Source organism: Streptomyces sp. NPDC048352, assembly GCF_040651895.1.
In the GTDB taxonomy this organism is placed as follows: Bacteria; Actinomycetota; Actinomycetes; order Streptomycetales; family Streptomycetaceae; genus Streptomyces.
Genome location: NZ_JBEZKZ010000114.1, coordinates 1 through 16,268, shown reverse-complemented (window position 1 = coordinate 16,268; position 16,268 = coordinate 1). Strand labels below are relative to the sequence as shown.

General features: G+C 75.5%; 18 protein-coding genes and 7 tRNA genes. 12 read left to right on the top strand and 13 right to left on the bottom strand.

Annotated elements, in window-relative coordinates; all coding sequences use genetic code 11:
* A partial coding sequence (locus AB0D45_RS32915; protein ID WP_362465972.1) for a serine/threonine-protein kinase occupies positions 1-942 on the bottom strand: 942 nt, incomplete at its 3' end.
* 550 nt (positions 943-1,492) lie between these two features.
* Between AB0D45_RS32915 and AB0D45_RS32910 the strand changes: the two genes are divergently transcribed.
* The gene (locus AB0D45_RS32910; RefSeq protein ID WP_361611717.1) at positions 1,493-1,678 is read left to right on the top strand and encodes a hypothetical protein; all 186 of its coding nucleotides are present in this window, start codon (positions 1,493-1,495) and stop codon (positions 1,676-1,678) included.
* Between the two features lie 232 nt (positions 1,679-1,910).
* Here the strand turns inward: AB0D45_RS32910 and AB0D45_RS32905 are convergent.
* The 5 genes from AB0D45_RS32905 to AB0D45_RS32885 form a co-directional block, all read right to left on the bottom strand.
* A tRNA-Val gene (locus AB0D45_RS32905) sits at positions 1,911-1,982 on the bottom strand.
* Positions 1,983-2,030: 48 nt separating this feature from the next.
* Positions 2,031-2,102, bottom strand: a tRNA-Val gene (locus tag AB0D45_RS32900).
* Between the two features lie 19 nt (positions 2,103-2,121).
* Positions 2,122-2,193: transfer RNA gene (locus AB0D45_RS32895), tRNA-Val, on the bottom strand.
* A 1-nt stretch (position 2,194) separates the two neighbouring features.
* Positions 2,195-2,268 (bottom strand) — tRNA-Cys (locus AB0D45_RS32890).
* Between the two features lie 40 nt (positions 2,269-2,308).
* Positions 2,309-2,381, bottom strand: a tRNA-Gly gene (locus AB0D45_RS32885).
* Between the two features lie 181 nt (positions 2,382-2,562).
* Between AB0D45_RS32885 and AB0D45_RS32880 the strand changes: the two genes are divergently transcribed.
* From AB0D45_RS32880 to AB0D45_RS32870, 3 genes are read left to right on the top strand one after another with little or no spacing between them, the layout of a single operon-like run.
* Positions 2,563-3,660, top strand: coding sequence for a chorismate-binding protein (locus AB0D45_RS32880; protein WP_362465968.1), 1,098 nt, complete (start codon positions 2,563-2,565; stop codon positions 3,658-3,660).
* On the top strand, positions 3,657-4,478 hold the full coding sequence (locus AB0D45_RS32875; protein ID WP_362465966.1) for an aminodeoxychorismate lyase: 822 nt from the start codon (positions 3,657-3,659) through the stop codon (positions 4,476-4,478). Before AB0D45_RS32880 ends, AB0D45_RS32875 begins: the two co-directional genes overlap by 4 nt.
* Before the next feature lie 47 nt (positions 4,479-4,525).
* Complete coding sequence (locus tag AB0D45_RS32870; RefSeq protein WP_361609914.1) at positions 4,526-5,350, top strand: GNAT family N-acetyltransferase; 825 nt, start codon at positions 4,526-4,528, stop codon at positions 5,348-5,350.
* 112 nt (positions 5,351-5,462) lie between these two features.
* Here AB0D45_RS32870 and AB0D45_RS32865 read toward each other — a convergent pair whose 3' ends face one another.
* Positions 5,463-5,966, bottom strand: a complete 504-nt coding sequence (locus tag AB0D45_RS32865; protein ID WP_362465963.1) for a DsbA family protein — start codon at positions 5,964-5,966, stop codon at positions 5,463-5,465.
* A gap of 152 nt (positions 5,967-6,118) precedes the next feature.
* Here AB0D45_RS32865 and AB0D45_RS32860 point away from each other — a divergent pair, with 152 nt between their 5' ends.
* The gene (locus tag AB0D45_RS32860) at positions 6,119-6,547 is read left to right on the top strand and encodes a hypothetical protein (RefSeq protein WP_362465960.1); all 429 of its coding nucleotides are present in this window, start codon (positions 6,119-6,121) and stop codon (positions 6,545-6,547) included.
* A 22-nt stretch (positions 6,548-6,569) separates the two neighbouring features.
* On the opposite strand, the gene AB0D45_RS32855 is transcribed toward AB0D45_RS32860, so the two are convergent.
* Positions 6,570-7,250, bottom strand: coding sequence for an intradiol ring-cleavage dioxygenase (locus tag AB0D45_RS32855; RefSeq protein WP_362465958.1), 681 nt, complete (start codon positions 7,248-7,250; stop codon positions 6,570-6,572).
* 270 nt (positions 7,251-7,520) lie between these two features.
* On the opposite strand from AB0D45_RS32855, the gene AB0D45_RS32850 reads away from it, so the two are divergent.
* Positions 7,521-7,805: a hypothetical protein gene (locus AB0D45_RS32850; RefSeq protein ID WP_361609917.1), complete on the top strand. Its 285-nt coding sequence runs from the start codon at positions 7,521-7,523 to the stop codon at positions 7,803-7,805.
* Here the strand turns inward: AB0D45_RS32850 and AB0D45_RS32845 are convergent.
* Together AB0D45_RS32845 and AB0D45_RS32840 are read right to left on the bottom strand one after the other, a co-directional pair.
* On the bottom strand, positions 7,746-8,372 hold the full coding sequence (locus AB0D45_RS32845; protein ID WP_361609910.1) for a CGNR zinc finger domain-containing protein: 627 nt from the start codon (positions 8,370-8,372) through the stop codon (positions 7,746-7,748). The genes AB0D45_RS32850 and AB0D45_RS32845 overlap by 60 nt on opposite strands.
* A gap of 209 nt (positions 8,373-8,581) precedes the next feature.
* The gene (locus AB0D45_RS32840) at positions 8,582-8,995 is read right to left on the bottom strand and encodes an SsgA family sporulation/cell division regulator (protein ID WP_030011909.1); all 414 of its coding nucleotides are present in this window, start codon (positions 8,993-8,995) and stop codon (positions 8,582-8,584) included.
* A gap of 177 nt (positions 8,996-9,172) precedes the next feature.
* On the opposite strand from AB0D45_RS32840, the gene AB0D45_RS32835 reads away from it, so the two are divergent.
* Together AB0D45_RS32835 and AB0D45_RS32830 are read left to right on the top strand one after the other, a co-directional pair.
* A complete protein-coding gene (locus tag AB0D45_RS32835; RefSeq protein WP_361609909.1) occupies positions 9,173-9,613 on the top strand; it encodes a TIGR02611 family protein in 441 nt (146 codons plus the stop codon).
* Between the two features lie 57 nt (positions 9,614-9,670).
* Positions 9,671-9,742, top strand: a tRNA-Val gene (locus AB0D45_RS32830).
* 63 nt (positions 9,743-9,805) lie between these two features.
* Here the strand turns inward: AB0D45_RS32830 and AB0D45_RS32825 are convergent.
* Entirely contained in the window at positions 9,806-12,133 is a 2,328-nt protein-coding gene (locus tag AB0D45_RS32825) for a hypothetical protein (protein ID WP_362465954.1), read from the bottom strand.
* A gap of 126 nt (positions 12,134-12,259) precedes the next feature.
* On the opposite strand from AB0D45_RS32825, the gene AB0D45_RS32820 reads away from it, so the two are divergent.
* Together AB0D45_RS32820 and AB0D45_RS32815 are read left to right on the top strand one after the other, a co-directional pair.
* The gene (locus AB0D45_RS32820) at positions 12,260-12,733 is read left to right on the top strand and encodes an SRPBCC family protein (RefSeq protein ID WP_362465951.1); all 474 of its coding nucleotides are present in this window, start codon (positions 12,260-12,262) and stop codon (positions 12,731-12,733) included.
* A 38-nt stretch (positions 12,734-12,771) separates the two neighbouring features.
* Positions 12,772-12,843, top strand: a tRNA-Val gene (locus AB0D45_RS32815).
* A gap of 59 nt (positions 12,844-12,902) precedes the next feature.
* Here the strand turns inward: AB0D45_RS32815 and AB0D45_RS32810 are convergent.
* A complete protein-coding gene (locus AB0D45_RS32810; RefSeq protein WP_361611095.1) occupies positions 12,903-13,628 on the bottom strand; it encodes a 3'-5' exonuclease in 726 nt (241 codons plus the stop codon).
* A gap of 219 nt (positions 13,629-13,847) precedes the next feature.
* Between AB0D45_RS32810 and AB0D45_RS32805 the strand changes: the two genes are divergently transcribed.
* Both AB0D45_RS32805 and AB0D45_RS32800 read left to right on the top strand, forming a co-directional pair.
* Complete coding sequence (locus AB0D45_RS32805; RefSeq protein ID WP_362465948.1) at positions 13,848-14,426, top strand: DUF4365 domain-containing protein; 579 nt, start codon at positions 13,848-13,850, stop codon at positions 14,424-14,426.
* Complete coding sequence (locus AB0D45_RS32800) at positions 14,426-15,667, top strand: hypothetical protein (RefSeq protein WP_362465945.1); 1,242 nt, start codon at positions 14,426-14,428, stop codon at positions 15,665-15,667. The genes AB0D45_RS32805 and AB0D45_RS32800 overlap by 1 nt, the downstream gene beginning before the upstream one ends.
* Positions 15,668-15,711: 44 nt before the next feature.
* Here the strand turns inward: AB0D45_RS32800 and AB0D45_RS32795 are convergent.
* Positions 15,712-16,268: hypothetical protein (locus AB0D45_RS32795; protein ID WP_362465942.1), on the bottom strand; the 557-nt coding region annotated here is incomplete at its 5' end.

Sequence of the window (16,268 nt, the reverse complement as noted above, 5' to 3'; positions counted from 1 at the left end):
GGCGCCGCCCGTACGGCGCTCCGTGCTCCGGTCCGCCTGGCCCGGGCCCCGCTCGGCGGGCCGGGCGGCGGGCCGCTCGACGCGGGCCCGCTGCGCCGGCGGGCGCCCGTCGCCCAGGCCCTGCGCTTCGCGGGCGGCGATCTCCTTGAGCCGCATCGACAGCTGGAGCGTGGTCGGCCGTTCCTCGGGATCCTTGGCCAGGCACGCCCGGACCAGCGGCGCGAGGGCGTCCGGCACCCCGACCAGATGCGGCTCCTCGTGCACCACGCGGTACAGCATGACCTCGGAACTGCCGTGCCCGAACGGCGAGTCGGCGGTCGCCGCGTAGGCGAGGGTGGCGCCGAGCGCGAACACGTCCGTGGCCGGGGTGACGGCGGCGCCGCGCACCTGCTCGGGCGCGAGGAAGCCGGGGGAGCCGACGGCGGTGCCGACGTGGGTGAGGGTGCTGGCCCCCGTGGCCCAGGCGATGCCGAAGTCGATGATGCGGGGGCCTTTGGGGGAGAGCAGGATGTTCGAGGGCTTCAGGTCCCGGTGGACCACTCCCGCCTCGTGCACGGCGACCAGGCCCTCGGAGAGCGCGGCGCCGATCGCGGCGATCTGCGCGGCCGTCAGGGGGCCTTCCTCGGCGACCTTGTCGTGCAGCGAGGGGCCGGGCACGTACTGGGTGGCGAACCAGGGCCGCTCGGCGTCCAGATCGGCGGCCACCAGCCGCGCCGTGCAGCCGCCGCGGATCCGGCGGGCGGCGGACACCTCGCGCGCGAAGCGCGAGCGGAACTCCTGGTCCTCGGCCAGGTCCGGCCGGATCACCTTGAGGGCCACGCGCTGGCCGCGCCGGTCGGACCCGAGGTAGACCACGCCCATGCCGCCGGCGCCGAGCCGCCGGTGCAGTCTGAACGAGCCGACGACACGCGGGTCCTCGCGCCGGAGCCGCATCATCGCCATGTCCACCCCGCTGACCGGTCGTCCTGTTGACCTGGCACAGCTTACGGACCATCCGGCACGAGTGCTCAGAGGCCGCGCCCTCGTCAGGGGATTCGATTGTCAGTACGGGCAAGTCACTTGAGGGTGTGACAGCTCCCGCACCCGCCCCCCGCCTGCCCCCGGCCGGCCGTCCCAAACACCCCTCCGCCCAAGGGGATTGGCGCCCGCGCCGCACCGCCGGGCGGCTTCCCCCGCAGGGGGCGGGCCGGCCCGGGCGGCCGAGACCGCCAACACCCCGCGCGCAGACACGCGTGTGCGGGGAGTGACGGAAGTGAGCGAAGTCACTACCCTCCGGTCATCCCCTCCGGGAAGACCCCCATCACGGGGGAGGGATCTCCACCCAGGGGAGTAGGCGGAGACCGGCCTCGTCATCCTCCTGGAGGCCCGCCAAGGGGTACGAGGGCATGAGGCCAGGAGCCGTTCCGGCGCCTAGTGTTGAAGACAAGCGGCGGGTGGCGCACTCGTCCCCCGAGGTCACGAGCCCGCCGCTGCAGACGACAGGGAGAGGACCATGGCGGGCATCGCACGGCAGGGACGCAAGGCATTCGCGTTCAACGGCCATGAGTCCGGCACGCGCCACCCACTGGTGGCCGCGGCCATGGTGCTCCCCCTGGCCGCCCTCCTGCTCTTCCTCTTCGGAGGCTTCGATCAGGTGGCGGCACAGGCGTCGTCCGTGGGCGTGATGCTGGGGCGCTGAGCGGCGCCCCGGGCCCGGAAGAGCGGTCCGGGCCGGGACATCGGCCTGTCGTACCCCGTGGGGACGGGGGCGCGACGGACGGCAGGTGAAGGGTGCTGCCCGTACGACTGGGGAGTCGGACGGGCAGCACCCTTTCTCACGCCCCATGACCCCCTGGCACCACTGCCGCCCCGTGAGACGTACGGGAACGCGAAAGCCCCGGCCGTCTCGACGGCCGGGGCTTCCGGTGCGGTGCGCGATACTGGGATTGAACCAGTGACCTCTTCCGTGTCAGGGAAGCGCTCTCCCGCTGAGCTAATCGCGCGGGCTGCGGTAGAGAACCGCAGGTCAGGCAAGTGGTGCAGGTGCTGCGTGCGCGATACTGGGATTGAACCAGTGACCTCTTCCGTGTCAGGGAAGCGCTCTCCCGCTGAGCTAATCGCGCGGGGGTCCTTGCGGACCGGTGGACGATACTGGGATTGAACCAGTGACCTCTTCCGTGTCAGGGAAGCGCTCTCCCGCTGAGCTAATCGTCCTTGGAGGTGGAGACGGGATTTGAACCCGTGTAGACGGCTTTGCAGGCCGTTGCCTCGCCTCTCGGCCACTCCACCTCGGAGTGTGCAGGGGTTCTCGGGAAGATCCCCCACTCAGAGCGGACGACGAGACTCGAACTCGCGACATCCACCTTGGCAAGGTGGTGCTCTACCAACTGAGCTACGTCCGCAGTGTCACCGTGTTCGCTCCGGGGTTCTCCCCCTTCGCTCCCTGGCGACGTGTTGAACTCTAGCGGATTCCCGGGCCAGCTCAAAAACGCGTTTCCGCAGCGTGCTGCCGCCCGATCACCAGCGGTCACCCGGCGGTCACCTCACCGGCGCCATCCCGCCACCGGTCATAGACTCGCAGCCGTGCACGACCTGCCTCCCCTGGCCCGCTTCGGCGGCCTCCTCGCGACCGACCTCCGAGACGTCACCAGTGACCCCTCCGCCCTCGACTCCACCGGGTTCTGGGCGGTGGCCGCGGACTTCGAAGGCCGGCTGGTCTGCGCGCGCTTCGGCGACGTACGCCCCGACCCCGTGCCGGCGCCCGTCACCGGGGCCTGGCGCGGGCCGGCCGCCGGCCAGTGGTCCTCCTCGCTCGACCGCGCCGCGTACGTGGCGGGCGTGCGCCGGATACGCGAGTACATCGCGGCGGGGGAGGTCTACCAGGCCAACCTCTGCCGGGTGATGTCCGCGCCCCTGCCCGACGCGGCCGCGGCCGACGTGGACGCCCTGACCGCGCTCCTCGCGCGGGGCAACCCCGCCCCCTACGCAGGAACGATCCGGCTCCCGGCGCACGGCGTCGAGATCGCCACCGCCTCCCCGGAGCTCTTCCTCAGCCGCGCGGGCCGCCACGTCGAGTCCGGCCCGATCAAGGGCACCGGCCGCACCGCCGCCGACCTGCTGCCCAAGGACCACGCCGAGAACGTGATGATCGTGGACCTCGTACGCAACGACCTCGGCCGCGTCTGCGCCACCGGGTCCGTCACCGTGCCCCAGCTGTGCGCCGTCGAGGAACACCCCGGCCTGGTGCACCTCGTCTCCACGGTCAGCGGCGAGCTCGCCGACACCACCGGCTGGCCCGAGCTGCTCGCGGCGACCTTCCCGCCCGGCTCCGTCACCGGCGCCCCCAAGTCCTCCGCCCTGCGGATCATCGAAGAGCTGGAGACCGCCCCCCGCGGCCCCTACTGTGGGGGCATCGGCTGGGTCGACGCCGACCGGGGCACCGCCGCCCTCGCCGTCGGCATCCGCACCTTCTGGATCGACCGCGAGGCCCCCGGCGGCCCCCGCCTCAGCTTCGGCACCGGCGCCGGCATCACCTGGGGCTCCGACCCGGAACGGGAGTGGGCGGAGACCGAGCTGAAGGCCGCCAGGCTGGTCGCGCTGGCCTCCGGCGGCCCCATACCCGGCTCGGCGGCGCCGGCCGCACACGAGACGCACGACCTGAGTGGAGGAACCGTACGGTGAGGATCTGGCTCGACGGCACGCTGCGCGACGCCGAGGACGCGAAGGTGTCCGTACTGGACCACGGCCTGACCGTGGGCGACGGGGTCTTCGAGACGCTCAAGGCCCAGGACGGGACGGTCTTCGCCCTCACCCGGCACCTGGAGCGGCTCACCCGCTCGGCCCGCGGCCTCGGCCTGCCGGACCCCGACCTCGACGAGGTGCGCCGCGCCTGCGCCGCCGTACTGGAGGCCAACCCGATGCCGCTCGGCCGGCTGCGGATCACCTACACCGGCGGGGAGTCCCCGCTCGGCTCCGACCGGGGCGACACCGGGCCCACCCTGGTCGTCGCCGTCGGCGAGACCACCCGCCGCCCCGACACCACCGCGGTGATCACCGTCCCCTGGGTCCGCAACGAGCGCTCCCCGCTGACCGGCCTCAAGACCACCTCCTACGCCGAGAACGTGGTCGCCCTGGCCCGGGCCAACCGGGCGGGAGCCTCCGAGGCCCTCTTCGCCAACACCGTCGGGCAGCTCTGCGAGGGCACCGGCTCCAACGTCTTCGTCGTCCTCGGCGGGGAACTGCACACCCCGCCCGTGGCGTCGGGCTGCCTGGCGGGCATCACCCGCGCGCTGGCCGTCGAATGGACCGGCGCGAAGGAGACTGACCTGCCCTTCGACGCCCTGGAGCACGCGGAGGAGGTCTTCCTGACCTCCACCCTGCGCGACGTACAGGCCGTGCACCGCGTCGACGGCCGCGTCCTGGCCGCCGCGCCCGGCCCCGTCACCGCCAAGGCCATGCGCGTCTTCGACGAGCGCGCCGCGTCCGACATCGACCCCTGAGCCCCCGGCCCGTGGTCACGGCGGCGCCGGGCGGGTAGAACTCGACGGTGACCACCACCCTGCGGCCGAGCGGCCCGCTTCAGCAGAGCGAATCCGGCGCGCGCTCGCGCCCGTACGAGGTCCGCGTCAACAGCCGGCGCGTCGGAGCGCTGCTGATCGCCGCCGACACGCCCTTCGGGCCGACGGTGGGGGAGATCCGCGACCTGGCCGTCGACGAGCCGGACCGGCGCCGCGGCCGCGCCACGGTCGCCGCCCTCGCGGCCGAGGAGGTGCTGCGCGGCTGGGGCTGCCGCCGGGTCCGGATCTCGGTCCCGGCCGGCTCGGCGGGCGGACTGCGGCTCGCCGCGGCCCTCGGGTACGCCGAGTACAGCCGCGACCTGGCCAAGGAGCTGCCCGCCGCCCCTCCCGCCCTCTCCGAGGGGGTCCGGGGCCGGCCCATGACCCCGGCCGAGTACGAGGCCTGGAACGTACGGGCCCGCGCCGGCTACGCGGCGAGCTGGGCCGCCCGCGGGATGCCGGAGGAGGCCGCGCGGGCCAAGGCCGAGGCCGACCACGACGCGCAGCTGCCCCAGGGCCCCGCCACCCCGGGGGTCACCTTCACCGTCCTGGAGGCGGCCGGCACGCCCGTCGGCCACCTCTGGCTGGCGGCGGCCGGGGAGGGCGCGTACGTCTACGACGTCGCCGTCGCCGAGGAGCACCGCGGCCGCGGCCACGGCCGCGACCTGATGCTGCTCGCGGAGCGCACGGCACTCGCCGGGGGCCACCGGACGCTGGCGCTGCACGTGTTCACCGCCAACACCCCCGCCCTGCGCCTGTACGAGTCCCTCGGCTACCGGCCCACCCGGCTGAACTACGCCAAGGACCTGATCTAGCGCTCCAGGACTGCCCGCCGGGCGGGGCCAGTCAGCGCTGGAGGCCGACCGTGAAGCGCCTGGTGCCCGGCCCGCCAGGCCCCGCCGTGATCGGAGCGGCCCCGGGCACCCCCTAGGCGGGCCCGCCCGCGAGCAGCCGGTCCGCGATCTCCTCGATGCGGGCGCGCAGGCCCTCCTGGCTCTTGCCGCCGTCCAGGCGCTCCCCGTCGATCACGTACGTGGGGGTGCCGGTCACGCCGATGGCCTTGCCCTCGGCCTGGTCGGCGTCCACGATCAGGATGTGCCGCCCGTCGATCAGGGCGGTGTCGAACTCCTCGACGTCCAGGCCGAGTTCACGCGCCACGTCCAGCAGGACCGCCTCGCCGCGCTCGCCCAGCTCGCCGGTGCGGGCCAGGACGGCCTCCGCGTACGGCCAGCCCTGCCCCTGCTCCGCCGCCTCCTCGGCGGCCTGTGCGGCGGCGAAGGCGTGCTTGTGCTTCTCCAGCGGGAAGTGCCGCAGCCGGATGTCCAGCCGGTCGCCGTAGCGGGCCCGCAGGGCCCGCACGTCGTCCAGGGCGCTGTGGCAGTCCGGGCACTGGAGTTCGCACCAGACATCGAGGATCACGGAATCGGTCATGCGAACAGTCTCCCAGACCCCCTGGGGAGGAGATCCGACCCCGAGATGTCCCGGAGATCGGCGCGGACGGGCCCGCGGCCGTGGCCGCCGCGGCGGCGGCCGGTGCAGGATGGAAGGGACGGACCGACCACCGCCGACAGCCGGAGGACCGCATGCTGGCCGAGACCATATGTTCCGCGGTGTCCGCGGCGGGCCTGGGCATCGCCGCGCTGACCGCGTACCGCAAGCGCTTCCTCGCCGCCACGCGGATCGCGGCGTACGCGCTGGTGCCGGTGGGCCTGGTGCTGACCGGCGTCGTGGAGTGGGTGTCCGGGATGGTCTTCAAGCCGGCCGTCTGGATCGGCTTCGGCCTGCTGGGCCTGGCCTGGGTGCTCTTCATGACCACCCGGGCCGTGGAGCGCAGGAGCCCGGGCAGGGCCCCCCGGGCGCCGAAGGCGGCCGCGGGAGCGCCCGCCCGTGACGCCGTCGCCCCCGGCGCCTCGGCCCCCTCCCTCGGCGGCGGACGGCGTCAGGACGCCGCGGCCGCTCCGGCGGACGACTTCTCCGACATCGAGGCCATCCTCAAGAAGCACGGCATCTGAACGGCGGGCCCGGACGACACCCCTAGGCGAGCCCCACGGTGAACGCCGCGCGGTAGCCGGTGCCGGCCCGGACGGGGGTGAGGGTCATCCGGCCGCCCGCGGCCCGGTAGCGGTCGTCGTGGGCGTTGGGGTCGCGGGGCGCCTTGCGGCGTGCGTAGGGCTGGCGGCCGTACACCTCCCGCAGGAAGGCGTCGGGCAGGAAGAACTGCGAGGTCGTTTCGGTGCGCCCGTCGGGGCGGACCTTGAAGTGGATGTGCGGTGCCAGTCCGGCGTACCAGCCCGGCACGATCGTGGTGAAGGCGCAGCGGCCGGAGCCGTCGGTGACCTGGACCCCGCGCAGGTAGCTCTCCCGGCCCTGCGAGTACACGCCCGCGGCGTCGGCCTGCCAGATGTCGACGGCGGCGCCCGCGAGCGGCCGGCAGCCGTCCGCCGCGCGCACCACCGTGAGCTCCAGCCGCAGCGGCACGCCCTCGCGGCCCTCGGTGACGTCCGAGCGGGTCCGGCCCCGGCCGACGTAGTTCGGGCCCGCTCCCGACCGCACGGCCAGGACGCAGTCCGGGATGGCGCCGCCCGACGGAGCGGGCGCGGCCCTGCCGGGGGCGGCGGGGTGGGCGCAGGCCGCGGTGAGCGCGGCGATCCCGGCGGATCCGGCGGTCAGCAGGAGGGTCCGGCGGCTGGTCGGGAAGGTGCCCTGGTCGGTCATGCGAACCCCTCACGCGTGCGCCCGGGGCCGTCGCGCGCGGACGGCCGCCCACCGCGCCCACCGTGCCGCACCCCGCCCTGCGGGCCCGCGACCGACACACGGCCGACCGGGGGGCCCGCCCGGCGGCGGGTCCTCGTACCCGATGCGGGGCCGGGCGCGGGGGAGAAGCCGCGGTAAACCACCTGAACTGACGAGAGAAGGCGAACTGCCGCGTCCGTTATGGCGTGTTGGGGGCGCAAAGGGGTGGGGCTGCGCCATCATCGCCCCGACATGCTCGACACATCGCAGGGTGAGCCGCAGGCTCCCGCCTCCGAGGCCCCCATCGCCCGGGCCGCCGCCGCCACTCTGGCTTCCACGACCGGCACGACCGGCACGACCGCCACGGCCCCCGTGGCCCCGCACGCTCCACAGGCCTGTGCCGCCCCCGTGGCGCCGGACGCGGCCGAAGGGCGCGGCTGCCTCTTCGCGCTGTCCCAGCCGCCCCTGATGATCTTCCTAGCGGTGATCGGCACCCTGCTGCTGCTGGCCGCCCTGCACGACCTCTATCTGCTCTGAGCCCTCCCCGTGGGCGTCCGCCTCCTTGCGGCGGGCCCGGTACGCGGCCACGTGCAGCCGGTTCCCGCAGGTCCGGCTGTCGCAGTAGCGGCGGGAGCGGTTGCGGGACAGGTCCACGAAGGCCCGCCGGCAGTCCGGGGCCTCGCAGCGGCGCAGCCGCTCCTGCTCGCCGGAGACGACGATGAAGGCGAGCGCCATGCCGCCGTCCGCCGCCAGGTGGTCGCCCACCGAGGCGCCGGGGGCGAAGTAGTGCACGTGCCAGTCGTAGCCGTCGTGGTCGGTCAGCCGCGGGGTGGTGCCGGCCGTGGCCACCAGCTCGTTGATCAGCGCGGCCGCCGCACGGGAGTTCGGTGCCGCGAAGACCTGGGCGAACTTGCCCCGGACCGTGCGCACCCCGGCGAGGTCGCGGGCGCCCAGCTCGCCGACGTCGCTGATCGCGTACTCCTCGACGAAGGCGCGCAGGGCCCCGATGTCGGAGAGCCCGTCGGGCTGGTCCGGCTCGGCCGCGGTGTTCACCAGCGCGACGACGACGTCGAGCGCGCGACGGGTGTCGTGGGGGATCTGCACGGGGTCGCTCCCTGGGGGCCGGGCCTGGCGGCGGCGGGCCGCTGCCGCCGTGGGGGCCGACAATAGCGCTTACCGCCGGGAAGGGGCCCGAGCGCACCGGCGCCGCCCCCGCGGGTGGCTTCCGCGAGGACAGCGCCGGTACTGCCGTATGTGGTTGTCCGTTCCGCACCGTCGCCCCGAGTCGGACGGTGGCGGGCTGGGATCCTGGTTCAGCTTTCGGCCAGGATGTGGGAGAGCTCCTTGTCGAGGTCGAAGTGCCGGTGCTCGGTCCCGGGTGGGACCGCGGCGTCCGTCCGCTTGAGGAACGACTCGAGGGCTCGGGCGGGTGCTTCGAGCAGCGCTTCTCCCTCCGGTGAGCTCAGGGCGATGCAGACGACGCCCTGACCGTGGCTGCGGGACGGCCAGACGCGGACGTCGCCGGTACCGGTGGGCCGGTGGAGGCCCTCCGCGAGGAGGTCGCGGGCGAACACCCATTCGACCGTTTCCTCGGCGCCGGTGTGGAAGGTGGCGTGCACGGCGTAGGGGTCGGCCGTGTCATACCGCAGGCCCGCGGGAACAGGCAGTGAGGACTCGCTCGACACAACGAGGCGCAGGTGCAGCTCGCAGCTGACCGTGGTGTTCATAAGCGCCAGGGCCTTTCGCTCAGTGTGCGCTCGGGGATTCGCACGTCGGCGAAATCGACATGCCACCTACGGTGCCGTTGTAAACCCCTCTGACCGTTTTGCGGACCTCTGGGTCCCTCGTACGGCGGATCCAAACCAGCATTCACGTGTGCTTCCGGCTCCGGTAGATTCGACCCCATGAATACGGGGAGTGACCGCGGAACCAATGAGTCCGCCAGTGGCGAGCCGGCCTCCGAAGAGGCCCCGCCGCACGAGTCGAAGGCGCCGGCCTTCATCAAGGCCAACCGCAGCCTTCACCTGAGCTGGCAGGTCGGCGTCTTCGTCGTCGGCCTCGCCGTCATCGGCGCGGGCGTCGCGATGCTCGTCCTGCCCGGCCCCGGCTGGGTCGCGATCTTCGCCGGCCTGGCGATCTGGGCCACCGAGTTCGCCTGGGCGTCCCTCGCCCTGCGCTGGACCAAGCGCAAGGTCTCCGAGGCCGCGCACAAGGCGCTCGACCCGAAGGTCCGGCGCCGCAACATCATCCTCACCAGCGTCGGCCTCGCCATAGCGGCTGCGCTGATCGGGTTCTACCTGTGGAAGTACGGCTTCACGATGCCGTGGAACCTCAAGGACCAGTGACCGGCCGCCGCTGGTCACGGAGCACCGCTGACATGCGGTAATGTTTGCGGTGCGTCCGGGCGATTAGCTCAGTGGGAGAGCACTTCGTTCACACCGAAGGGGTCACTGGTTCGAACCCAGTATCGCCCACCCGGAGCAGAGGCCCGGAGACTCGGAAGAGTCTCCGGGCCTCTGTCGTACCCCCCGGCCGGCTCAGCGCAGCCGCCCGAGCGCCTCCCGCAGCCGGCGCGCCTGGCGCAGCCGCTTCTCGTACGTCGCCCCCACCGCCAGCAGCAGCAGGCCCGCCAGCGCCGGCGGCACCCACCGCGGCAGCAGCCCGGCCACCTGGACCACGTACGGGGCCAGCTCGTGCAGGGCCACCGCCGCGAGGGTCGCCCCGCCCAGCAGCAGCGGCGCCCGGAGCCGGCGGTGGGCGCCCGCCAGGGTCACCGCCAGCGCCCCCGCCCCCAGCAGCAGCGGGCGCGGCCAGTACGGGTCGCTCCAGACGGCCACCAGGCTCGGCAACAGGGTCGCCCCCAGCCCCGGCCCGTACGAGACCCAGGACGAGGCCCGCGGATCCCGGCGGCGGCGCAGCACGCCCACCGCCAGCGCCAGCACCGACACCGGCAGGGTGTAAGCCTCCACCACCGCCACCCCCGACGCCGCCAGCCGTGCCCACGCCGCCGCCACGAACAGCGCCCCCGCGACCCCGCCCAGCGCCCGCCGCTCCGGCCGCAGCGCCGCCCCCGCGCACAGCACCCCGGCCAGCGCGAGGACCAGCGCCAGCACGGGCGCGTCCCCGGCCGCGAGCACCACGGCCAGGGCCCCCGCCCCGGCTGCCGCCCCCTCCGCCGCGACCCGCACCGGGCCCAGCCGGGGCGCGAGGGCCGCCACCACCGCCGGGACGGCCAGCACCGCCACCGCCCGCCAGGGCCAGGCCAGGCCCGCCGCCGCGCCCAGCGCCACCACGGTCGCCGCCGCGTACCCGACGGCGCCCACCGCGCAGCCCGCCCGCACCGGCGCCGCAGCGGCCCTGTGGGCGGCTCCCAGCGCGCAGCCGACGCCCAGCAGCCCGAACACCGCGAAGGTCGCCGTACGGCCGTCCAGGGCCGCCAGGGACACGACCAGGGCCCCGGCCGCGGCGCACCCTCCGGCGGTGAACGCGAGGGCCCGCGCCGGAGCGCGCAGCGCCGCCGCCCCGGCCGCCGCCGTCACCGCGAGCTGCGCGGCGAAGACCGCCGCCGGCGCCAGGCCCGGCAGCACCGGCGCCACGAACAGCCCGGCCCAGGCGCACCCCACCGCCGCCGCCCCCGCGACCGGGCGCGGCAGCACCCCGCCCGGCAGCCACAGCGCCCCCGCCGCCGCCAGCAGGGTCACCGTGAGCGCCGGCCCCGGCCCGTCCTGGTGCGGGGTCGTCGCGGCCCACACCTCGCGCAGCACCCCGGCCCGGGACGCCAGGACCACCGCCACCGCCGCCAGCCCCGCCAGGGCCCCCGCGGCGGCCACGCCCGCCCCGGCCCGCAGCAGCCCGCGCCGCACCTGCTCCGGGACCGCGCCCGCCCGTACCGCCGCGGCCGACAGCGCGAGCGCCGCCGCCACCCGCGCCGCCACCGCCCACCACACGGAGCCCGCCCCGACCGGGACGAGCGCCCCCGCCGCCGACACCGCCGCAAGGCCCCCCGCCACCGCGGCCGCCGCAGCCCGCGGCTCGCGCCAGGCCACCGCCACGCCCAGCAGGCCCCCCGCCGCCAGCAGCAGCGCCGGACCGGCCGCCCCGGGCCGCGCCAGGGACAGCGTCAGCCCCACCGCCAGCGCCGTCCCGCCCAGCACCCCCGCGCACACCCAGGCGGGCACCCGGACCGCCCGGCGCGCCACGCCCGCGGCCAGGGCCGCGTCCAGCGCCGCCGTCGCCAGCAGCGCCGCGCCGGCCCACACCGGGTCCGCCCCCGCGACGGCCGCCGCCAGCGGCAACGGCAGCTGCGCCGCCCCCACCGCGGCGGGCAGCGGCAGCCGCAGCCCGCCCAGGGCCGTCCCGTACCCGGCCCACAGACCCGCCAGCACCGCCGACGCACAGGCCGCGTACCGCAGCCCGTCAGTGCCGGACAGCCCCACCGCGTGCACCGCGTACGCGTCGAGCACCGTCAGCAGCAGCCCCACCCCGGCGACCGCCTCGGCCGTCGAGCGCAGCCCGCGCCGCAGCAGCGCGACGGGCGCCGCCAGCGCCGCCCCGGTCAGCACCGCCAGCACCGCCGAACGCCCGCCGATGCCCAGCGAGCCCCAGCTCAGCAGGGTGAACGCCAGCGCCGCCACCGCCAGCAGCACCGCACCCAGCGTCAGCAGGACGTTCTGGGCGCCCGGCTTCGGCGCCTGCACCTGGGCGGGCCGCGGCACGGCCTGCGGCACGGCCTGCGGCACCGGCTGGGCGAGGAAGCGCAGCAACCAGTCCCGGCGGGCCAGCAAGTACATGCGCCTGGCGTCCAGTTGGGCCAGCTCGCCGTCGATGAGCGCCAGCTCGTGGGCCGGCGGCAGGGGGGAGTCCATGCACGGAGTGTGGCGCCCGTCACGCCATCAGGACATGGGCGGGCGTACTCAGATCGCCCTGAGTACCTCCCCGTCCCGCTGCTAGAACCGCCCCCGGACCGGCGTCCGGCGCGCCAGACTGGAGGCATGCACCGCTGGACGCACTACCGCTTCCGCAGCGTGTGGGACCTCGACGCCCCGCCCGCGCTCGTCTACACCCTGCTGGCCGACCCCGGCCGCTACCCCGACTGGTGGCCCCAGGTCCGCAGGGCCGAGCGGCTCGACGCCGACACCGGGGCCGTCGTGATCCGCTCGGTCCTCCCGTACGGCCTCCACGTCACCCTCACCGAACTGCTCCGCGATCCCGCGCACGGCGTCCTCGAGGCGGCGCTGCGCGGGGACGTCGAGGGCTGGGCGCGGTGGACCGTGCGCCCCGGGGGCGCGGCCGGCGCCGTGGGCACACGGGCGGTGTACGAGCAGGAGGTCGAGGTACGGGCCGCCCTGCTGCGGCGGTTCGCCCTCGCCGGGCGGCCGCTGTTCCGGCTCAACCACGCGCTCATGATGCGGGCCGGGCGGCGCGCCCTGCGGGCCCGGCTGAGCGCTGCGCCGGGAGCGGTTTGATCCGGCCCGGAGGCTCTTGTATTGTTCAGTGCGTTCCCGGGCGATTAGCTCAGCGGGAGAGCACTTCGTTCACACCGAAGGGGTCACTGGTTCGATCCCAGTATCGCCCACCGGGACAGGCCGGTCCGTCTGATGACGGACCGGCCTTCCGCATTCCACGGCCGGTGTCTCAGGCGGCCTGCGGCAGTTCCGGACGCAGCGGCCAGTGCGGGTCCACCGCCTCCGGAGTGCCCTGCCGGGCGAACCAGGCCTGCAGCCCCCGCGCCTGTGCCGCGTGCCACACCGCCTGGAGCGCGTGCAGTTCGGCCGGCGTCAGCCGCTCCAGCCGCCCCGCGAAACGGCGCCCGACCGCCCGTACGAGCTCCAGCGCGGCCTGCGCGTCCGCCGAGGCGTCGTGGGCCCCCTCCAGCTCTATCCCGTAGTGCGCGCACAGGTCCGTGAGCGTACGGCGGCCCTTGCGGTAGCGGTCCAGGTGCTTGTCCAGCACCCGCGGATCCAGCACCGTCAGCGGCCTGTCGTCCAGGTACCGGGCCAGCGTCGAGGCCCGGTGCCGGCGCAACTCCCGGTCCAGCAGCGTCAGATCGAACGGTGCGTTCATCACCACCACCGGCCGCCCCGCCATCTGCTGCTCGCCCAGCGCGCGGGCTATCTCCTCCACCACCGGCGCAGGCCACCGGCCGTTGCGCTGGAGGTGCTCGTCGGTCAGGCCGTGCACGTCCGTGGCGCCCCGCGGCACCGGGATGCCGGGATTGACCAGCCAGCGGGTGGTGCGGACCCGGCCGCCCGCACACTCCTGCACGACGAGCGCGGCGGACACGATCCGGTCCTGCTCGACGTCCACCCCGGTGGTCTCCGTGTCGAATGCGGCCAGCGGCCCCTCGTACCAGCGTGTCATCGCGAACTCCTCGTCCCCGGTCGGCAGATGGGCCGCTCCGGGCACCTCAGCCCGGGAACGCGCCATCCCCGCCGAATCCGTGATACCCGGGCTGTTTGCCCCGTACGCCGTTTGCGCGTACCCGGCTGCGGAGACAAATCCCCTGGGGGGTCGCACTGATGACCGGTCGTCACCCTCCCACCCGTTCACGGCAGATCCCGAAGGCATGGGGAGCCGGCCATGGCGCTCACGCAGCCCGAACCGGGCGGGGTGCTGCACGGACAGGGCGATCCGCCGACCGGACCGCTGCGCGGCACACTCGCCACCACCGCCTGCATGGAGACCCTCCAGGTGGGCTACCTGCACGCCGTCGCGGCCGCGGCCGGCTGCTCCCTCTCCCAGCCCTTCCCGGACAACGGCATCGACTGGCACGTCAGTCACGGGGCGCCCCAGCACGTCGTCGACGACGAGGTGACCATCAAGGTGCAGCTGAAGGCGACTTACCAGATACCGGCCCGCCCCACCGGGGCCACCTTCGGCTTCACCCTCGACAACGAGCACCTGGTGAAGCTGGCGCGGACGCCGGTCGCCGTCCACAAGATCCTCGTGGTGATGCTCGTACCGCGGGAGCGGGAGCACTGGCTGAGCGCCGGCCACGACCGGCTCGACCTGCGGCACTGCTGCTACTGGACCAACCTCGCCGGGCACCCCGTGACCGGCCGGCGCCGCACCACGGTACGGATCCCCACCGAGCGGATCTTCGACGACCGGGCGCTGTGCGAGATCATGACCCGCGTCGGGTCGGGAGGGACACCCTGATGGACCGGCATCCGCCGCACCTCGAACCGCTGCCGCGCCCCGCACCCGCCCCGGGCACCCCCGATCCCGGCCAGGTCGACCCGCAGGTCCTCGGGGCCCTGCTGCACCGGCACGGCTGGCTGCGGCGCGGCGGCGCCGCGGGCCGCTACGGGCGGTGGACCCCGCCGGACCGGGCCGGCACCAGCCTGCTCGTCCCCGAGAACCGCACCTTCCCCGACTGCGCCGACCTGCTGGAGGAGGCGCTGACCGCGCTCTCCCGCAGCGGGGTGCCCTCCGCGCGGGAGGTGCTGTTCGGGCTGAGCGTGCCCAGCGACGAGGTCCGCTGGGAGCGGGAGGTCCCGCAGGGGCGGCCGTACGGGCCCCAGGGCGAGGCCGCCTGGCCGGTGCAGGAGCGGCTGCGCTCGGCCGCCCGCCGGCTGCTGCTGGCCGGGGCCCTCGCCGACCGCGCCCGCGCCGGGTACTACGGCGCCCGGCACCGCGCCCAGGCCGAACGGTTCCTGGACCGGGTGCTGGTGGGGCCGGCCCCGGGCGGGCGCAGGCTCGCCGCGTACGTCCCCGTGGACGGCGGCCGCGGGGCGGTGACGCGGCTGCACCACGCGCTGCACGCGGCGCGGGAGGCGGTGGACTACCGGCGGGCGACCGGCGGCATGGAGGCCTTCGACGCCGCCGTCGCCGCAGGGGTCAGCCGGGAGCTCGCCGAGGCGCTGATCGCCCTCGTCCGGGGCTCGGAAGGGGCCCGCGTGGCGCTGGCCTGGGCGCCGGCGGCCGGGGTGCCGGCCGGGTGCGCGGCGCGGCCCGAGCCGGTGGAGTTCTCGCCGGGGGACCTGCCTGTGCTGAGGGAGGCCGCCGCCCGCTACACCCGGGAGGAGCCGGCCGTCTCCGTACGGCTCACCGGGGCCGTCATCCGGATGCGGAGCTCGGCGGCGGGCGACGGGGGCACGGTCCGGCTGCGGGTGCTGGCGGGCGCGGAGGTCCCGTACGTTCGGGCCGCCCTCGACGAGGAGGGGTACCGGACGGCGGTCCACGCCCACCTGGCCGGACTGCCGGTCCGGGTCAGCGGCCGGCTCTCCCGCCGGGGCGGCTTCCGCAGGCTGGCGCAGGCCTCGGACGTGAGGCCCGTCCCGCTGGACGAGGTGGAGCGGGACCGGCTGATGAAGACCCTGGACGGGGCCTTCGACCCGGAGGACGCGCTGCCGTCGGACGACCGGACGAGCGGCCGGCCGTCCGACGGGACGGCGTAGCGAGCGCCCGGTGCTGCCGCCGGACGACGGGGCGGCGGGGCGGCTCAGGGAGCGACCGGGGCCGCGGAGTCCGCCGGCTCGTGCGACGTGTCGCCCATGGGCGGGACCGCGGGGTCGCCCCGCTCCACCGTCACCGGGACGCCGCCCGTGATCTGCTCCAGGCGGGCCTTCAGCTCCTTCGAGGCCGCCCCCTGCTCGGTGCTCGTCACCAGGACCCCGGAGGCGTCCGGGGCGGGCGAGAAGGTGTACAGCGGGAAGGCCGGCCGGCCCTGGTCGGCGGTGAGCCGGTCCACGGCGGCCGTGAGCGCGCGGTGGGAGTAGCGGCTCAGGTAGAGGTCCGCGCGTCCAGGGTCGACCGCGGGGTCCGCCTGCCGGGCGGCCTCCAGCAGCAGGCGGCCCCGGTCCAGGTCGGTCACGCACAGCGCGACCCGGCCCGCGGGCCGGTCCGTGACGTGGGTGCCGTACACGTCGGCGAAGGCGCCGCTCCCCTGCGCGCCGACGGCCTGGGACAGGCGCGAGGCCTCGGGCGTGTTCGCGGGGGTCCCGTCGGCGGCGGTGGGCGATCTGGTGGGCGATGCTCCATCCGGGCGCGGGCGTCGGC

Bases quoted from the DNA above. Each gene is read 5' to 3' on its own strand.
- AB0D45_RS32910 (WP_361611717.1), top strand. From the start codon at position 1,493: ATGGCGGGCATCGCACGGCAGGGACGCAAGGCATTCGCGTTCAACGGC.
- AB0D45_RS32865 (WP_362465963.1), bottom strand. From the start codon at position 5,966: ATGACCGATTCCGTGATCCTCGATGTCTGGTGCGAACTCCAGTGCCCG.
- AB0D45_RS32860 (WP_362465960.1), top strand. From the start codon at position 6,119: ATGCTGGCCGAGACCATATGTTCCGCGGTGTCCGCGGCGGGCCTGGGC.
- AB0D45_RS32855 (WP_362465958.1), bottom strand. From the start codon at position 7,250: ATGACCGACCAGGGCACCTTCCCGACCAGCCGCCGGACCCTCCTGCTG.
- AB0D45_RS32850 (WP_361609917.1), top strand. From the start codon at position 7,521: ATGCTCGACACATCGCAGGGTGAGCCGCAGGCTCCCGCCTCCGAGGCC.
- AB0D45_RS32840 (WP_030011909.1), bottom strand. From the start codon at position 8,995: ATGAACACCACGGTCAGCTGCGAGCTGCACCTGCGCCTCGTTGTGTCG.
- AB0D45_RS32835 (WP_361609909.1), top strand. From the start codon at position 9,173: ATGAATACGGGGAGTGACCGCGGAACCAATGAGTCCGCCAGTGGCGAG.
- AB0D45_RS32825 (WP_362465954.1), bottom strand. From the start codon at position 12,133: ATGGACTCCCCCCTGCCGCCGGCCCACGAGCTGGCGCTCATCGACGGC.
- AB0D45_RS32820 (WP_362465951.1), top strand. From the start codon at position 12,260: ATGCACCGCTGGACGCACTACCGCTTCCGCAGCGTGTGGGACCTCGAC.
- AB0D45_RS32810 (WP_361611095.1), bottom strand. From the start codon at position 13,628: ATGACACGCTGGTACGAGGGGCCGCTGGCCGCATTCGACACGGAGACC.
- AB0D45_RS32805 (WP_362465948.1), top strand. From the start codon at position 13,848: ATGGCGCTCACGCAGCCCGAACCGGGCGGGGTGCTGCACGGACAGGGC.
- AB0D45_RS32800 (WP_362465945.1), top strand. From the start codon at position 14,426: ATGGACCGGCATCCGCCGCACCTCGAACCGCTGCCGCGCCCCGCACCC.